This is a genomic window from Rhizobium sp. SG570 (assembly GCF_012275345.1).
Lineage (GTDB): Bacteria > Pseudomonadota > Alphaproteobacteria > Rhizobiales > Rhizobiaceae > Rhizobium > Rhizobium lusitanum.
This window is the reverse complement of record NZ_JAAZQI010000001.1, coordinates 32,022-49,254: the sequence shown is the minus strand read 5'-3', so window position 1 is coordinate 49,254 and position 17,233 is coordinate 32,022. Positions and strand designations below refer to the sequence as shown.

Genomic DNA, 17,233 nt, shown 5'->3' with positions numbered 1-17,233 from the left:
CAGTCACCCGCGCCAATAGAGCACGCAGACAAGCGTAAAGAGCCGGCGGGCTGTGTCGAAATCCATGACGATCTTGCCGTTCAGCCGGTCCATCAGCGTCCGGGAGCCTTCGTTGTGGATGCCGCGCCGGCCCATGTCGATCGCCTCGATGCGACTGGGCGTGGAGGAGCGTATCGCCTCGTAGTAGCTCTCGCAGATCATGAAGTAATCCTTCACGATGCGGCGGAACGGTGTCAGCGACAGAATGTGCGTGGCGACGACGACGCCATCTTCCGTGCGGATATCGAAGACCAGCTTCTGGTCGACCAGCGACAGATTAAGCAGATAGGGGCCACCCTTGTGTCCCACAGGCTCGAAGCTGTTTTCCTCGATCAGGTCGAAGATGGCGACGGCGCGCTCATGTTCGACATCCGGCGTCGAGCGGCCGATCGTGTCGTCCAGGACAACGTCGCTCAGCCGGAAGACGCCTTCAGCCATGCCTCACCCCTCGAGATTGAGGCGGATCGCGACGGACCGCGCGTGTGCGTCCAGCCCCTCGGAATTGGCAAGCGCGATCGCCGCCGGCCCGAGTGCGCGTAGCTGTTCTGGCCCGAGCCGCAGGATCGACGTGCGCTTGACGAAATCGAGCACCGAAAGGCCGGACGAGAAGCGGGCGGAACGGGCCGTCGGCAGCACATGGTTTGAGCCGCCGACATAATCGCCGATCACTTCGGGCGTATGGCGGCCGACGAAGATGGCGCCGGCGTTGCGGATACCGGCAAGCAACGCGTCGGGATCGTCGACGGCGAGTTCCACATGCTCGGCGGCGATGCGGTTGGCGAGCGGAACGGCCTGCCTCAGATCGGCTACCTGGATGATGGCGCCGAAATCCCGCCAGCTTGCCGCCGCCGTCTGCGCCCGGCTCAACTGCTTGAGCTGGCGCTCGACGGCGCCTTCGACGGCCTTGCCGAATTCGGCATCGTCGGTGATCAGGATCGACTGCGCGCCCTCGTCATGCTCCGCCTGCGCCAAGAGATCGGCGGCGAGCCAATCCGGATCGTTGTTCTTGTCGGCGATGACGAGCACTTCCGAAGGGCCGGCGATCATATCGATGCCGACGGTGCCGAAAACATGCCGCTTGGCGGCGGCCACATAGGCATTGCCGGGGCCGGTAATCTTGTAGACCGGAGCAATCGTCTCCGTGCCATAGGCAAGGGCCGCGATCGCCTGCGCGCCGCCGATGCGGTAGATCTCCTCGACGCCGGCCATGCGGGCAGCGGCCAGCACCGCCGGGTTGATGGCGCCGCCCATGGTCGGCACCGTGATGACGACACGCTCGACGCCGGCGACCTTGGCCGGCACGGCATTCATCAGCACAGAGCTCGGATAGCTTGCCGTACCACCCGGCACATAGAGGCCGACAGCCTCGATCGCCGTCCAGCGCGAGCCGAGGCCGACGCCGAGATCGTCCTCATAGATATCGTCCTTCGGCAATTGCCGGCGATGATGCGATTCGATGCGAGTGGCGGCAACCTTGAGCGCCCCCAGCACCTCGGAGGGAACGGCTGCGATCGCCGCATCAATCTCGGCTTCGGCGACGCGCATGGGCGTCGTGGCGAAATCGATGCCTTCGAATTTCTGGGAATAGTGAGCAAGGGCGGCATCGCCGCGCGTCCGCACATCGTCGATGATGCCTCGCACCACGGCATTCACATCTTCGGACACTTCCCGTTTGGTCGTCAGAAAGGCGGCAAACTGCTGCTCGAACCCTTCCGATGCCTGATCCAGCCAGATAGCCAACGCTGATAATCCTCTTTCATCGAGGCCGCCCTGAGCGGCCGGCATTCATCGATCGCCTGCCTATTCGCCCGCATCCGGATGGCGGGGCTTATGCGCGGTTTCCCATGCGCCGCCGATATCGGCAAGCTGAACCTCGATGCATTCGACATCGAGCGCAATGGTGGCCTTGCCGGCAAGCGTCAGCTCGATCGTACCGTCAGGCCCCTCGCCCTTCTGCTCGAAGCGGATGGCGAGCAGCGACAGCACCTCGTCGCGGTTGCGCCGGTCGACGCCATTGGAGCGCACGGCCTGCACCCGCTTGAACACCAGCGCGGCGCGATGGCGCTGATAGGGCTTGCCGCGCTCGCCGGATTGTTCCCAGGCAAAACGATTGGCCGCAAGCGAGAACTGCCCGAGCGTCGGCGCAAAGGACATGTCGCCGACCTTGAAGACGCTATCCTGCATATGCGCGGATATGACGCCCAGATCTTCGTTGTCGAGTGCCATTAGCTTCAGATCGCCCATTCGCCCTTTATCCCCGATCGCACAATCGAAACGCCGTAACAGACGTTTCCCTTCTGTGGACATAGGATGCGAGCGCAAAAGACGCAACCGAAGAAAGCGGGCTCGCCCGCTCTCTGCACGACAAGAAATAATTTTAGTCGCTGATGCGCTCGACCACCGCGCCGCAGCGCGTCAGCTTGTCTTCCAGCCGCTCGAAGCCACGATCGAGATGATAGATGCGCGACACCACAGTCTCACCCTCGGCGGCAAGGCCGGCGATGACGAGCGAGACGGAGGCGCGAAGATCGGTCGCCATGACCGGCGCGCCCTTCAATCGCTCGACACCCTCGATGCGGGCCGTCTGGCCGGAAAGCGAGATCCTGGCGCCGAGGCGGGCGAGCTCCTGCACATGCATGAAGCGGTTTTCGAAGATGGTTTCGGTGATATGTGCGGTACCCGACGAGCGCGTCATCAGCGCCATGAACTGCGCCTGCAGGTCGGTCGGGAAGCCGGGGAACGGATCGGTGACGATATCGACGGGCTGGATGCCGCCGCCGTTGCGCTTGATGCGGATGCCGTTATTGGTCGCCGAAATATCGGCGCCGGCGCGGCGCAGGCTTTCGAGCGCGGTGTCGAGCAGCGCCATATCGGTATTTTCCAGGCGGACATCGCCGCCGGCCATGGCGACGGCCATGGCATAGGTGCCGGTCTCGATACGGTCAGGCAGAACGCGGTGGCGGGCGCCGGAAAGCGAGGTGACGCCTTCGATGGTGATCGTGCTGGTGCCGGCGCCGGAAATCTTGGCGCCCATCGCGATCAGGCAATTGGCGAGATCGACGATTTCAGGTTCTCGCGCCGCATTGCCGATAACCGTCGTGCCGCGGGCAAGCGTCGCCGCCATCATCATTACATGCGTGGCACCAACCGAAACCTTCGGGAAGACATAGCGCGCGCCGATGAGGCCGCCCTTGGGCGCCGTGGCATTGATATAGCCGGCGTCGATTTCCATGGTGGCGCCGAGCGCCTCAAGACCCTCGATGAACAGATCGACCGGACGCGTGCCGATGGCGCAGCCGCCCGGCAGCGACACGCGCGCCTGGCCCTCGCGGGCAAGCAGCGGCCCGATGACCCAGAAGCTGGCGCGCATCTTGGCGACCAGCTCGTAAGGTGCTGTCGTATCGACGATGGTGCGGCAGGTGAAATGGATGGTGCGGGAATAGCCGTCTTCCTGGCGCTCGCGCCGGCCGTTGACGGCGACGTCGACGCCGTGGTTGCCGAGGATGCGCATCAGAAGCTCGACATCGGCCAGATGCGGCACGTTCTCCAGCGTCAGCGTATCGCTGGTCAAAAGCGAGGCGATCATCAGCGGCAGGGCGGCATTCTTGGCGCCGGAGATCGGAATGATACCGTTTAGCTCGTTGCCGCCGACAATCCTGATACGATCCATATGTGCAATACGGGCAAGGCCCGCCTTTCCTGAAGTTCCGTCCGCCTGGGAAAAAGCGCTCTTTAGACGAAATAGATTAAGGCTTCAATTCGTTTGATGATGGGCGACATCAATCATTGCGATTCGTCCATTTTTGCGGCAGCGTCTGGCTCATCCCCAGCTTTTGCAGCCGGCAGCCCATCCGTCTCGTCGGCCTGCCCGGCGCGGCGGGCGCGCACCTGCTGCTTGCGACGCGAAAGATTCTCGCGCAGCTTCAGCGCCGCCCGCTCGCGCCGCCTGTCCGCCTCGGTGATCTGCTTGCCGCCCGCGAGCTCACCCGCCTCGCCGGCGGTCAAACGGCCCTGCAAAACCTTGCCGTCATCGATTTTTGTCTTGTCCGCACCCATCTCTTCGTCATAGCGGAAAACCCCGCCCGTCAAAAGACCGACACATTTTTTCCCACGATCTTTCACCGAAGTTGAAAATTGCGGCTTGCACTCAGCCCCGACCTATGGCAATAGCCGCCTCGCCCAATACGGCGCACGTAACCGCGCCATGGATTGCTGCTATAGCTCAGGGGTAGAGCACTCCCTTGGTAAGGGAGAGGCCGAGAGTTCAAATCTCTCTAGCAGCACCAGCTTTCCTAGGGTTTTCCGGGTTTTCCAAAAGAACAAAGTGCATACCTACGCACCGTTGCGCACAGTTATGTGGCACAGAATTGGCACAGCATGTTCTCAGGATGTTCACATCTGCGCATCGATCGCCGGTGCAAAAGTGAGGATGAACCCATTCGCAACGTTGACAGGCGAACTATAAAAATTATGCTCGCTTAAAAGTTGCCTGAGGGGGGAACATGAGTTATTTGGTCCGTAAACGCCTGTATAAGCAGATCGAGGCCCAAAGAAACACCAAGGTTATCTCATTTGTAACAAGCGACAGGCAGAATGCGGAGACGCAGATTGCTCAAGACTGCGTTCAAATGTTCGTCGATATTCTTGATAATATCGGCCCAACCCCCAAAATTTCTTTGGTACTCCATACAAATGGAGGTCAGACATCTGCAGCGTGGCGCCTGGTCAACCTCATCAAATCGTTTGGCGATCAATTCGAGGTATTGATACCTCTCAAGGCGATGAGTGCCGGCACACTCATTTCCTTAGGCGCTGACCACATAGTAATGACAAAGCAGGCAGTGCTAGGCCCAATCGACCCAAGCCTGACGCACGCTTTGGGCCCGCAAATCCCAGTGGGAAACCAACTCGCTCGCATGCCTGTCAGCGTCGAAGCCGTTCGTGGTTACCTCGACGCGGCGAACGCGATGAAGATTACCGACGCACAGACGCTTGGCGCGATATTGATTGAATTGTCGAACAAGGTTCATCCGCTCGTCCTCGGTGAAATTTTCCGTTCGCGAGAACAGATCCGCTTCCTTGCGGATAAGTTGCTCCGACATCACGTGCAAGATTCGGACAAGGTTAAGGCGATAATCGACTTTCTGTGCGCAGATTCTGGGAGCCACGATTACACCATCAATCGACGTGAAGCCGAGTTGCTTGGGCTTCCTATCGAAAAGCCGTCTACCCAATTTTACGGAATATTAAAGAAGCTCCATAAGAGTTATACTGACGAGATGAAGCTTTTGGAGCCGTATAATCCAGCTATCGAGCTTGGTCCGGCATCCGCCGCAACTTATCGGCTTTTGCGGGGTTTAATAGAGGACGCAAGCGGAAGCAGCTATGGATTCCTGTCGGAAGGTACGCTAGTGCGATCACTCGTGCCGAACCCAGCAGATCCTGCAAACGCCTCTGAAGTAATTTCTGATCAACGTACGTTCGAGGGATGGAAAAAACTATGACCGACTATCATACCACCGCTGACGCATCAAAAATCTATCGCGACACAGCTAGTGCACCGATGGCACGCGACGCATCTGCGAGCGATGTCGGCAATGCTGTTGCCATAATGCGCGATACGAAGATCATTACGTCCTCCCCGGTTTCGTCTACCGTAATCACGGTCCTGCCGCTGCAAAAAGCGATCCGTTGAGCGGAAACTGCACCGCAATACATGAGGCCCGCTTTGCGGGCCTTTTTTGTTGACTATGCTACGGTCAAACCCAAAGCCGAGATACCTCAATTTAACAATAGAGAGCAAGAATTCTATCGCGCCCTAGTTCTCCTCAAGCGGATATCCAATGAACTCAGCCGAGCCTCCCCACGCTTGCTTAACGATGCCATCATCCGGATCGCGATAGTACATTTCTCCGACCACTAAGCTCATATTCCAATCCCAGGAAACCAACTGGCCGGGTCGATACCAGGTCTTAGTAGTTGGAAAAATCCTAATTGCATCTGGCATTTGGGGATGTTTTGTATCCAGTCGGATGCCCTTGAGGTCTTGGACAGCTTTCTTTGCATCGGCATCTGCATAAATGTCTACAAGGTCCCTCACTCGGTTTTCTTCGATAGGATATGACTTTACGAGTTCCAGCAATTCCAATCCTATGTCGATCGCTCGTCGAATTTCTTCGTCAGTAACAGTTTGGTTTTCATGAACAATCCTGTTGCGGAGAAGCGTAAATTGCTCGACAGAAATACGGATGCCGGTACCCAACCATTCACTTGGCAGGTGGGCGAAACCCTCTTTAAGCGAAAGGTGCCTTTTCCCTCGGTGCCAACCTGATCGCGCCAGAAATTGATTTACGGTCGACTCCAATATACTGGAGACCCGGAGAAACGCGGCTAAAGAGGACACGTTGGCTTCCGCCAGGATGCGCTCGCGTTCTGATTGGCCTTGTGCCTGCGAAGGAGCGGGTTCATTCGGAGGTGCAGGCGCTACTATCTTCATGCTCTCAATAGTAGTCTCTATTTGCAGCAATTGCTCGTCGAGTTCGATTTCCTGCCCTAGAATTTTCCCCTTTCTCAGTCTGCCTATTAGCTTCTTTAGGTCGTCGCGAAGCGTATAAAAAGCATAGAAGACGATCGCCGGCCACGCCAGACCGGCCAAGGCGTTGAGCAGGCTCGTAAATTTTTCCATATAGAACCTTCATAATACCGGCGTTCCGAGTTGGGCGCCACTATGCCACCTATGTATGCGTCAGCGGTTTGACAATGCAACCGCAAAACCGCCACACGGCATCAGCTTGGGAAGCTCGACTTATTGTCGATGTTGCCAGCACTTAGGTGTAAAACTCAGCGATTGGCACACTGAGGCAACCCTCCCCAATTTAGCTGCAATCCCCCGTTTAAACCCTCCCATCCGTCACACCCTTCTTGCCCGGGAGAACAACCCTCATGTCGAAACTCCGCGTCGCCGTTTTGTTTGGTGGCCAGTCCAGCGAGCATGATGTTTCCATCATGTCGGCCCGCAATGTCATCCGGGCGATCGATGTCGGGACATATGAGGTCGTGCCGATCCTGATCGATCGCGCCGGGCGCTGGCTGCTGGTCGAGGCGAAGGGTGGCGTGCTGGCCGAGCCGGTTGCCTATGAAGGCACGGAGGTTTGCCTGCTGCCGGGGGCGAAGGGGCGGCTGCTGGCGCTGGAAGGCGACGGCGCACGGGAGATCGCGGCGGTCGATGTGCTGTTTCCGGTGCTGCATGGGCTTTATGGCGAGGATGGCTCCATTCAGGGCCTTGCCCAGATGGTCGGCGTGCCCCTCGTCGGCTGCGGCATATTGGGTTCGGCAAACGCGATCGACAAGGATATCGCCAAGCGGCTGTTGCGGGAGGCAGGCCTGCCGGTTGCGCGCTCCGTCACGCTCACGCGCGGTGAAAAGCCGGATTTCGAGGCAATCGTGAGCGCGCTCGGCTCGCCCGTCTTCGTCAAGCCCACCCGCCAGGGGTCGTCGGTCGGCGTCAGCAAGGCGCATGACGCCAGGGAATTCGAAAGCGCGCTGGCCGATGCCTTCCGGCATGACCGCAAGGTGCTCGTCGAGGAATTCGTCCGCGCCCGGGAAATCGAATGCGCCGTGCTGGAGCAGCCGGATGGTACGCTGTTCGTCTCCGTACCGGGCGAGATCGCCACTGCGGCGACGCACGGCTTCTATTCCTACGATGCGAAATATGTCGATCAGGACGGCGCCGTGATCACCATCCCGGCGGATATCCCCGCCGAGACTGCGGAGACGCTGCGGCGCATGGCGGCAGATGGCTTCCGGGCGCTGGGATGCGAAGGGCTGGCGCGCGTCGATTTCTTCGTCCGGCCGGATGAGAGCGTTGTCATCAACGAAATCAACACCATGCCGGGCTTCACCAATATCAGCATGTACCCCAAGGCCATGGGCGCCTCGGGCATTTCCTATCCCGAGCTCGTCGGCCGGCTGATCGAGCATGGGCTTGCCAGAGCAAAGCTAGCCTAAAGCAATTCCAGGAAAAGTGCTGAGCGGTCTTCGTCCGCAATTGCATCAAAACAGACAACGAGGGCGGCAGGGGTTTCGCCGCCGCCCCTTCCCTGCCCGTCAGACCTTTTCGGTCTTCTTGACCTTGACCTTCGGCTCGGCCGGCGCATCCGGCGTCGGGGCCAGCAGCTTTCTGAGCGAGGCGATCTTGTCCTTCACCAGCGGACGGAAGCGGGTGGCGCGATAGGGCATGTCGTCGGCGCCATAGCCTTCGGGGCCGTCGTCATTGCCGCGATGGATCTCCTCGAGCTTCACGCCGATGAAGGTGCCGTCGACATAATGCGTATATTCGCCGACCCAGCGGATCGTGTAGATCGTGCCCTTGCGGATCAATTGGTCGATGCTGACATGCTTGAACTTGTCATCGATACAGACGACCTTCTGGCCCACATGGAAATCGTAGCTCACTATGCTCTCCTTGAAGCGACAAGGAACCTATAACCCTATCGCCAAGGCACGACCATAGCCGCATATCGGCTTCAGAGTAAACGTGGCGAATGGCGCGACCCGATCAATGCAACGGTGACAAAGCAACCCGTTGACAAGCCTCATGGAAGGCTGAAGATTGCGCTTCGCTCGAGCAGCCGTAAGGCCTTGCTTTCATGCCCACATCCGATACCCGCAAAGCCCGCTGAAGGCTCTCTCCATCATGCCCACCCTCCGCCTCCTTGCTGACGATCTCACCGGCGCGCTCGATACGGCGGTGGAATTCGTCGGCTTGTGCGGGCCGATCGAGGTGCGGCACGGGGATGCACTTCCGGCGAAACTCCCCGATGGTTTTGCGATCGATACCGGCACCCGCGAGAAATCGGCGGCCGAAGCAGCCGCCATCGCGGGCAGGCTTGCGCCGCTGCTGAAGGGCGCGGATATCGCCTTCAAGAAGGTGGATAGCCTGTTTCGCGGCCCCTGGGCGGCGGAACTGGCGGCCTGTTTCCGGCTCGGGCACTGGCGACATTGCATTCTGGCCCCGGCTTTTCCGCATCATGGGCGACATACCCGGGGCGGACGGCAGGTGCTCTTTGCCGGCAACGAGACATGGCGCGATGTCAGCGGCGATCTGGTTGCGCAGCTGAGGGCCGAGGGATTGCCGGCCTTCAACACTACACTGAGCCAAAACCGTGTCGATGCCGAAGGACATAAACCTGTTCCAGATGGCATCCATGTTTTCGACGCCCATTCGGATAGCGATCTGGACGCCGTCATCTCGTGGATATCAGCGCGAGTGCGAGGGCCGGTTCTGTGGTCCGGCACCGGTGGGCTGGCGCAGGCGCTGGCGCGGAATGGCAATTTGGGAATGCATCCCGCACCCTCCGTGCCCGTTTCACGCAGACTGCAAAGACCGGTGATAGGCCTCTTCGGCTCCGATCAACCGATCACGCTGGCGCAGCTTCAGGCCTGCGGTCCCTATTGGCTGAAGCTTACGGAAGGCGCGGGCGCTGACGTGGTCGATGCGCGCCTCCACCAGGGCGGCATCGCAATGGTCAGCGTCGATCTGCCGGCGGGGCTCGAACGAGACGACGCGGCAAAGCGGATCGAGACCACTCTCGGCGGCATTGCCAAGGCTCTGCCCGCGCCGGCCACATTGATCGTCGCCGGCGGCGAAACCCTGCGGAACCTTTGCACTGCCCTCGGCGTCACCGCTCTCAAGCTCACCGGCCAGGCCGCGCCGGGCTTGCCCTGCTCCACGATCATCGGCGGCCCCTGGGAAGGGGTGTCCGTGATTTCAAAGTCCGGCGCCTTTGGCGGCCCGACCCTGTGGCGCGATCTATTGAATGAAAACGCATTGATCGTCGGAGGAGAAGAGCCATGACGCGGCATTTGGCAATCACAATGGGTGACCCCGCCGGCATCGGCCCGGAGATCATCCTCAAGGCTGCGGCACGGCTGAAGGATCAGATCGAAGAAGGTAAGTTAAAACTCACAATCATCGGCAGCGGCCCTTCCCTTCGCCTGGCAGAACAGCAGCTTGGCCTCGACATCAAAATTCCTGAGACACAGATGGATGGCGACTGGCCGAACCTCTGCTTCATCCAGGCCGATGTCGAGGGCGAGCCTATCCTGCCCGGCCGGCTTTCCGCCGATGGCGGCCGCATGGCCTTCAAGGCGATCGAGAAGGGCGTTCAGCTCGCCATGGTCGGAAAGGTCGGCGGCATCGTCACCGCGCCGCTCAACAAGGAGGCGCTGAACAAGGCCGGCTTCCACTATGCGGGCCATACCGAGCTTTTGGCCGAGCTCACCGGCGCGCGTGGCTCGGTGATGATGCTCGCCCACGGCAACATGCGCGTCAGCCACGTCACCACCCATGTCGCACTGGAGGATGTGCCGAAGCGCCTGACGCCTGAGCGGCTGCGCCTCGTCATCGACCTCACCGACAAGGCGCTCAAGCATCTCGGCATCGCCAGGCCGAAGATTGCGGTTGCGGCGCTCAATCCGCATGCCGGCGAAGGCGGCCTCTTCGGCCGTCAGGATATCGATATTTCCGCGCCCACCATCGCCACGGCCGTTGCCGATGGCCTCGATATCGTCGGTCCCGTCCCCGGCGACACCGTCTTCGTCAAGCTGCGCGCCGGCCAGTATGACGCCGTCATCGCCATGTATCACGACCAGGGGCATATCCCGGTCAAGCTACTGGGCTTCGAGATCGATCCGGCAACCGGCAAATGGTTGGATCTTTCCGGCGTCAACATCACCCTCGGCCTGCCGATCGTCCGCACCTCCGTCGACCACGGCACCGCCTTCGACATCGCCGGCAAGGGGATTGCCAACGAGCGCAGCCTGATCGAGGCGATCGAGTTTGCCGAGAGGTTGGCGACGGGCGGTTGAGCTATTGCATCGGCCAATGCTTCTCTCGTGTGCCGCGCGTCTGTCGCTTTCGCGACATCTTCCCCATGTGGGCAGGGCAATTGCATAGCGAGCATGCCGATGCCGTAAGCTCCTTCTCCCCTCGGGGAGAAGGGGGATAATGCGCCCTCCGCAAATTCCACAGTCGATATTGGCAACAACAACCCCACCTGCCCGCATCGCCTTGAAAAGCATTTTTTGAAACTCTCCTTGTCGGCATCCCTCCCTTTCAAACGTCCTCTGGCTGCCTGGCTAGAACGAGACCCATCCAGGAGAGGAGATCACCCGATGTCAAAAATTGCCCCATGCCTGTGGTTCGCACACGAAGCCGAGGAGGCTGCGAAATTCTACGTCTCGCTGTTTCCGGATTCCCGGATCGACCATGTGCAGAAAAACCTCGTCGACACCCCGGCCGGCAAGGCCGATCAGGTTCTGGTCGTCGGCTTCACCCTTGCCGGCCAGCGCTTCATGGCGTTGAACGGCGGCACCCGCTTCGAATTCACCCATGCGATCTCGCTGGAGGTGGATTGCACCGATCAGGCAGAAGTCGACCGGCTCTGGGAGGGGCTCGCCGATGGCGGGGCAATCGAGCAATGCGGCTGGCTCAGGGATCGCTATGGCGTCTCCTGGCAGATCGTGCCGACCGTGCTTAGCAAGCTCCTGGCCGATCCTGATCCGGCCAAGGCCGCGCGCGTCATGCAGGCGCTGATGCAGATGGTCAAGCTCGACGTTACCGGGCTGCAAGCGGCATATCATGGGTAGTGTGAAAAAGTCTCGAACCTGAAGCTCCCGGTCGCCATCTGTAGGAACCGCAGCGCACGCGGCGACCGGGAGAAACCCTTGTTCATCACGCATCCCGTCGCAAAACGCTCCACCACACCAGCCGCCAACAGCCGCACCGGTCAGATTGACACGTAGCCGCGCCGATCGTCTTCCGTCTCTTAACCGTAGCAACCTCAGCGCAAGCATCATCCGCTGGCGCAGCTTGCGCAGGGCCACCGGCTGGAATACGGTCGCGCCATCGCCTAAGTAGGCGGAATTATTGACATATCCTCAAAGAGATCATGCCGTCACGCCAGCGCTTGCGGATGTCGACCATGCGGTTATTTTATCGACTTTTCGGCGGGAGAACGGCGAAGGTCATGGAACAGCCCCAGCGTGCGCGCATCAGCCTTCCCGCACAGGACTATGCAGCCATCTATGCGTTGAGCGACATCCATGGATGCCATGACGCGTTGCTCGAAGCCGAGAAGCGCATCGTCGAGGATGCGAATGCTATTCCCGGCCGGAAGCTCCTGATGTTCCTCGGCGACTATGTCGATCGCGGCCCGCGATCGAGCGATGTGCTGCAGCATCTTTGCGAACCGCCGCCATCGGGCTTCGATCGCTACGCTCTCCTCGGCAATCACGACGACGTCTTCCTGAAATTCCTGGATGATCCCGGCAACAACAGTGATTGGTTGTCCTTTGGCGCCGGCCCGACGCTCGCCTCCTATGACGTCGATGCGAAACATCTGCTGCGGGAAGAAGGCAAGAGCATCGAAGAGTTCGGCGAAATCGTCCGGCAGGCCGTTCCGCAAGCCCATATCGAGTTGCTGCGCTCGCTGCCGGTCGCCGTGACAGTGGGTTCCGTCATCTTCGTCCATGCTGGCATCCGGCCCGGCATACCGCTTGCCGAACAGACCGACGAAGAGCTGATCTGGATCCGCGAGCCTTTCCTCTTCGAAGGCCCGCGATTGCCGGTGCTGGTCGTCCATGGGCATACCCCGGGTCCACGCCCGGTTTTCGGCATCGGCCGCATCGGTATCGACACCGCCGTTTCCATGGGCGGGGACCTCACCGTCCTCAAGATCGCCGACAACAGGCAGACGATCCTGACGCCGAGCTTTTGAGCGATCATATCGCCGAAATAAAAAAGGCCCCGGCATAGACCGAGGCCCCTTTGATTTTATCCGCGCCTGCTATTCCGCAGCAATGGCCGGTGGCAGATGATCGACGGCGTCGTTGCTCTCCTCCTGCTTGGCTGCTGGCTCCGCCGACTTGCTCTTCGGCTCGCGGCCGAAGAACAGGGCATAGCCTGCAGGCAGCACGAAGATGGTCAGCACGGTCGCAACCAGGATGCCGCCCATCATGGCGTAGGCGAGCGGACCCCAGAAGACGCCGCGCGAGATTGGGATCAGCGCGAGCACCGCCGTCAGTGCCGTCAGCATGATCGGCCGGAAACGACGTACGGCCGAGCCGATGATCGCCTCCTTCCGGTCCATGCCCGCCGCGATATCCTGGTCGATCTGGTCGACGAGGATGATCGAGTTGCGGATGATGATGCCGAGCAGCGCGATGACGCCGAGGATCGCCACGAAGCCAAAGGGCGCGCCGCTGATCAGTAGGGCCGCTGCCGCACCGATGATGCCGAGCGGGCCGGTGGCCAGCACCAGCATCGCCTTGCCGAAGTGCTGCAGCTGAACCATCAGCAACACGACGATGATGACGAGCATGATCGGCGCCTTGGCAGCGATCGAGGCCTGGCTTTCGGCGCTGTCTTCGGCACCGCCCTGGATCTCGATCTTGTAGCCGGCCGGCAGACTGTTTCTGAGATCCGCCATGCCGTTATAGAGCGCGGCGGTCACGTCGTTCGACTGCACATTGTCGGGCAATGTCGCCCGCACGGTGATGGTCGGCAGGCGGTCGCGACGCCATTCGATGCTCTGCTCCATCACGGGCACGACCTTGGCGACCTGCGATAGCGGCACGAACCCGCCGGTATCCGTCGGGATATAGACGGAGTTGACCGATGTCAGCAGATGACGGCTGGCGTCCGGCTCTCGGGCGACGATCCCGACAGTTTCCTCGCCTTCGCGGTAGTTGTCGAGCGTGAAGCCGGACATCGAGGCCTGCAGTATCTGGCGGATGCGCTGCGAGGTGACGCCGAGCGCGCGGGCGCGGTCCTGATCGATGACCAGCTTCATGGCCGGCACCGGCTCGAGCCAATCGTCGTGGATGGCGCCGAGCAGCGGATTCTGGGAGAAGCGCTGCTTCACCTCGTCGGCAATGTGGCGAACCTCCTGCCGATCCGGACCCATGACGCGCAGCTGCACCGGCCAGCCTGTGGGCGGACCGAGGAACAGGCGGTCGACCTTGCTGCGGACGGACGGGAAGTCCGCCGCGAGGATGGAACGCAGCTTGGTGATCAGCCGCTCGCGTGCCGGTTCGTCCTTGGCCATGACAAGCATCTGGGCATAGTTCGGGTTGGTGAGCTGCTGATCGAGCGGCAGGAAGAAGCGCGGCGCGCCCTGGCCGACATAGGTGGCGATGAAACGCTTGTCCGGATCATCGGCCATGCGCGATTCGAGCGCCTGCGCCTGCCGTTCCACTTCCTTGATGCTGGTTCCCTCGGGCAGCCACAAATCCACAAGGATCTCCGGACGCGACGATTGCGGGAAGAAGTTCTGCGGAATGAACTGGAAGGACCAGAGGCTGCCGACGAAGGCGGCAAGCGTCACAAGCAGCACGATGATGCGATGGCGCACGGCCCAGGAGACCGAGGACCGCAGGCGACGATAGAAGCGCGTGTCGAAGACATCGTGATGCTCGCCGGCATGATGGCGCTGCTTGAGGATCATGTAGCCAAGCCATGGCGTGAAATAGACGGCGACGAACCAGGACACCACAAGCGCGATGCCGACGACATAGAAGAGCGTGCGGACATATTCGCCCGCCGTCGATGCCGCAAAGCCCACCGGAATGAAGCCCGCCGTGGTGATCAGCGTACCGGTCAGCATCGGGAAGGCAGTCGAGGAATAGGCGAAGCTGGCCGCATCGAGCTTTACCAGCCCCTCCTCGAGCTTGCGCTCCATGAGCTCGACCACGATCATGGCGTCGTCGACCAACAGGCCGAGCGCGATGATGAGCGCGCCGAGCGAGATGCGCTGCAGGTCGATGCCGAGCTCGTACATGATGGCAAAGGTCGCGGCCAGCACCAGCGGAATGGCGATGGCGATCACGAGGCCGGAACGCCAGCCGATCGACACGAACGAGACGATCAGCACGATGACAAGCGCCTCGCCGAGCGCATGCATGAACTCGCTGATGGCGTCGGTAACGACCTCAGGCTGGTTGGCGATCTGGTCGACCTGAACGCCGACCGGCAGCGAAGCCTCGAAGCGCTTATAGGTTTCCTCCACGGACGCACCGACATCGGTCACCTTGTAGCCGTTGGCCATGACGACACCGAGCTGCACGCTCGCGTGGCCATTGTAGAGGAATTTGGCGGTGTAGGGATCCTGCAGCCCGGCTGTGACGGTGGCGATATCGCCGAGGCGGGTCACCTGGCCGCCAGCGGTCAGGCGCAGATTCTTGATGTCCTCGATCCTGTTGACATCGCCTTCGACCGAGATGCGCACGGAGCGCGTGCTGGTATCGACGTTGCCGGCCGGATCGACGTTGTTCTGGCCGACGGCGGCGTTCTTCAGGTCGTTGAGCGTCAGTCCGCGCTCGGCCAGCACCTTGGAGGAAACATCGATATAGATCTGCTCCGCCTGGTCGCCGATGATGGTGGCCTTCTCGACGCCGGGCGTGGAAAGCAGCATGTCGCGCGCCTGGATGGCGAATTTCTTCAGTTCCGGATAGGTGAAGCCATCGCCGCTGATCGAATGCAGCGTAATGAAGGTATCGCCGAATTCATCGTTGAAATAGGGACCCAGCAGGCCGGATGGCAGCTCGTTGCTGATATCGCCGACCTTCTTGCGGATCTGGTAGAAGGCGTCCTTCACCTGTGCGGTGTTGGTGTCACCCTTGATCTGGACGGTGGTGATGGCAAAGCCGGCGCGGGTATAGGATTTGACCCAATCGAGATGCGGCGTTTCCTGCAGCTTGCGCTCGATCTTGTTGACCACCTGGTCTTCCATGTCCTGCAGGGAGGCACCGGGCCAGACGGTCTGCACGACCATGACGCGGAAGGTGAAATCCGGATCTTCCTTCTGACCCATATGGGTCAGGCCCAGCGCACCGGCGATGATGATGAGACCGAACAGGAACCGCGCAATGCTCGGATGGCCGATCGCCCAGCGCGACAGGTTGAAAGGCTTCTTCTCGCCGGAAGTGTTGTTGATGGACATGGTTTCGCCCCTCGATCCCTTTAGCGCACGATATCCGCCGCCGAAGCGGCATGGGTATCGGCGGCGGCCTGCTGAGCTGAAGCGGCCGAAAGCTTGACCTTCATATTCTCGGTCATGAACTGCGTGCCGGCCGCGACCACGACATCGCCGGCCCGGAGGCCATCGGCAACGCGGACGCCGTCATCGGCGAAATCCGCAACCTTGACAGCTCGGGAATGCACGATGCCGGCACTACGGTCGACGAGCCAGACGATCTGCTGCCCATTCCTTTGCGCAAGGGCGCTCAGAGGAATGGAAACATAGGGCTGAGTATTGTCGGCCTGTGCCTCGATCGTCGCCGTCATGCCGAGGAGCACGCGCGGATCGTTCGGCAGGCTCACGCGCACCGCAAACGTGCGCGATTGCGTATCGGCACTGCCAGCCACCTCGCGCACCTTGGCGTCAAGCACCAGCGCATCATCGGACCAGAAGCGCGCCTTGACATCCTTGCCGACCTTGAACTGCGCGATATCCATTTCCGGCACGGCGATCAGCACTTCCTTCTCGCCGTCGACGGCGACGGTGATAACAGGTGTGCCGGAGCTGACTACCTGACCGACATCGGCATTGATTGTGGTGACGATGCCGTTCATATCCGACGTCAGGTCGCTGTAGGCGACCTGGTTTTTCGCCTCGGCCAGCGCCGACACAGCGGAATCGCGCGTCGAGACGGCCTGATCATAGGAAAGCTCGGCCTGTTCGAGCTGCGATTTCGAGCCGACGCTCTTGTCGAAGAGCAGTTGGGCGCGGTTGCGGGCAAGCTCGGTCGTCTGCACCTGCTTTTCCGCCGAATCCAGATCCGCCTGCGAGCGGCGCACCGCCAGAACGTAATCGGTGGCGTCGATGCGGGCGAGCACGTCGCCAGGCTTGACCTTCTCGCCGATGTCAACCTTGCGCTCGACGATCTTGCCGTTGACGCGGAAGCCGAGGTTCATATCCGTCCGTGCCTTGACAGAGCCGGAATAGTCGAGCTTGCGCGTCGTATCCGCCTGGGCGATCTCGACCACTTTCACCGGCCGGATCACTTCAGCCGTCTCTTCCTTCTTCTCATTGCAGCCCGAAAGTGCGAGCCCCAAGGCGGCAAATAAAGCAGCGCCGGCAACGGTCCGTAGGGTGGTGGTTGTCAGCGAAACCATGTCGCTCTCCTAAAGTCG

The 17,233-nt window shown here is 60.7% G+C and carries 16 protein-coding genes and 1 tRNA gene; 8 read left to right on the top strand and 9 right to left on the bottom strand.

The annotated features are described in order from the left end of the window. Nucleotides 1–3 precede the first annotated feature (3 nt). From FHT28_RS00240 to FHT28_RS00220, 5 genes are all read right to left on the bottom strand, one after another. Entirely contained in the window at nt 4–477 is a 474-nt protein-coding gene (locus FHT28_RS00240; RefSeq protein ID WP_037200050.1) for a UPF0262 family protein, read from the bottom strand. A gap of 3 nt (nt 478–480) precedes the next feature. After that, the gene (gene hisD / locus FHT28_RS00235) at nt 481–1,779 is read right to left on the bottom strand and encodes a histidinol dehydrogenase (protein WP_037200094.1); all 1,299 of its coding nucleotides are present in this window, start codon (nt 1,777–1,779) and stop codon (nt 481–483) included. A 60-nt stretch (nt 1,780–1,839) separates the two neighbouring features. Further along, entirely contained in the window at nt 1,840–2,283 is a 444-nt protein-coding gene (locus FHT28_RS00230; RefSeq protein ID WP_037200049.1) for a DUF2948 family protein, read from the bottom strand. A gap of 133 nt (nt 2,284–2,416) precedes the next feature. Next, nucleotides 2,417–3,709 (bottom strand): UDP-N-acetylglucosamine 1-carboxyvinyltransferase, encoded by a 1,293-nt coding sequence (gene murA, locus FHT28_RS00225; RefSeq protein WP_047555253.1) that lies wholly within the window; start codon nt 3,707–3,709, stop codon nt 2,417–2,419. 113 nt (nt 3,710–3,822) lie between these two features. Further along, nucleotides 3,823–4,095 carry a hypothetical protein gene (locus tag FHT28_RS00220; protein ID WP_246704778.1) on the bottom strand — a complete coding sequence of 91 codons (273 nt, stop codon included), beginning with the start codon at nt 4,093–4,095 and terminating at the stop codon, nt 3,823–3,825. Nucleotides 4,096–4,250: 155 nt separating this feature from the next. Between FHT28_RS00220 and FHT28_RS00215 the strand changes: the two genes are divergently transcribed. From FHT28_RS00215 to FHT28_RS00205, 3 genes are all read left to right on the top strand, one after another. Next, nucleotides 4,251–4,325: transfer RNA gene (locus tag FHT28_RS00215), tRNA-Thr, on the top strand. Nucleotides 4,326–4,541: 216 nt separating this feature from the next. Beyond that, the gene (locus FHT28_RS00210; protein WP_168595302.1) at nt 4,542–5,543 is read left to right on the top strand and encodes a serine protease; all 1,002 of its coding nucleotides are present in this window, start codon (nt 4,542–4,544) and stop codon (nt 5,541–5,543) included. Further along, the gene (locus FHT28_RS00205; protein WP_168595301.1) at nt 5,540–5,734 is read left to right on the top strand and encodes a hypothetical protein; all 195 of its coding nucleotides are present in this window, start codon (nt 5,540–5,542) and stop codon (nt 5,732–5,734) included. The genes FHT28_RS00210 and FHT28_RS00205 overlap by 4 nt, the downstream gene beginning before the upstream one ends. Before the next feature lie 123 nt (nt 5,735–5,857). On the opposite strand, the gene FHT28_RS00200 is transcribed toward FHT28_RS00205, so the two are convergent. After that, the gene (locus FHT28_RS00200) at nt 5,858–6,724 is read right to left on the bottom strand and encodes a hypothetical protein (protein ID WP_168595300.1); all 867 of its coding nucleotides are present in this window, start codon (nt 6,722–6,724) and stop codon (nt 5,858–5,860) included. 257 nt (nt 6,725–6,981) lie between these two features. Here FHT28_RS00200 and FHT28_RS00195 point away from each other — a divergent pair, with 257 nt between their 5' ends. Continuing rightward, entirely contained in the window at nt 6,982–8,046 is a 1,065-nt protein-coding gene (locus FHT28_RS00195) for a D-alanine--D-alanine ligase family protein (RefSeq protein WP_168595299.1), read from the top strand. Between the two features lie 99 nt (nt 8,047–8,145). On the opposite strand, the gene FHT28_RS00190 is transcribed toward FHT28_RS00195, so the two are convergent. Continuing rightward, on the bottom strand, nt 8,146–8,493 hold the full coding sequence (locus FHT28_RS00190; protein WP_168595298.1) for a CAP-Gly domain protein: 348 nt from the start codon (nt 8,491–8,493) through the stop codon (nt 8,146–8,148). 241 nt (nt 8,494–8,734) lie between these two features. On the opposite strand from FHT28_RS00190, the gene FHT28_RS00185 reads away from it, so the two are divergent. The 4 genes from FHT28_RS00185 to FHT28_RS00170 all read left to right on the top strand — a co-directional run bounded on the left by FHT28_RS00185 (nt 8,735) and on the right by FHT28_RS00170 (nt 12,818). Continuing rightward, on the top strand, nt 8,735–9,895 hold the full coding sequence (locus FHT28_RS00185; protein WP_168595297.1) for a four-carbon acid sugar kinase family protein: 1,161 nt from the start codon (nt 8,735–8,737) through the stop codon (nt 9,893–9,895). Then, nucleotides 9,892–10,908 carry a 4-hydroxythreonine-4-phosphate dehydrogenase PdxA gene (gene pdxA / locus FHT28_RS00180; RefSeq protein WP_168595296.1) on the top strand — a complete coding sequence of 339 codons (1,017 nt, stop codon included), beginning with the start codon at nt 9,892–9,894 and terminating at the stop codon, nt 10,906–10,908. Before FHT28_RS00185 ends, pdxA begins: the two co-directional genes overlap by 4 nt. A gap of 306 nt (nt 10,909–11,214) precedes the next feature. After that, a complete protein-coding gene (locus tag FHT28_RS00175) occupies nt 11,215–11,688 on the top strand; it encodes a VOC family protein (protein WP_092573509.1) in 474 nt (157 codons plus the stop codon). 380 nt (nt 11,689–12,068) lie between these two features. Further along, the gene (locus tag FHT28_RS00170; RefSeq protein WP_234903759.1) at nt 12,069–12,818 is read left to right on the top strand and encodes a metallophosphoesterase family protein; all 750 of its coding nucleotides are present in this window, start codon (nt 12,069–12,071) and stop codon (nt 12,816–12,818) included. Between the two features lie 69 nt (nt 12,819–12,887). On the opposite strand, the gene FHT28_RS00165 is transcribed toward FHT28_RS00170, so the two are convergent. Both FHT28_RS00165 and FHT28_RS00160 read right to left on the bottom strand, forming a co-directional pair. Beyond that, complete coding sequence (locus FHT28_RS00165; RefSeq protein ID WP_168595295.1) at nt 12,888–16,040, bottom strand: efflux RND transporter permease subunit; 3,153 nt, start codon at nt 16,038–16,040, stop codon at nt 12,888–12,890. 20 nt (nt 16,041–16,060) lie between these two features. Then, nucleotides 16,061–17,215 carry an efflux RND transporter periplasmic adaptor subunit gene (locus FHT28_RS00160; RefSeq protein ID WP_168595294.1) on the bottom strand — a complete coding sequence of 385 codons (1,155 nt, stop codon included), beginning with the start codon at nt 17,213–17,215 and terminating at the stop codon, nt 16,061–16,063. Nucleotides 17,216–17,233: the final 18 nt, after the last annotated feature.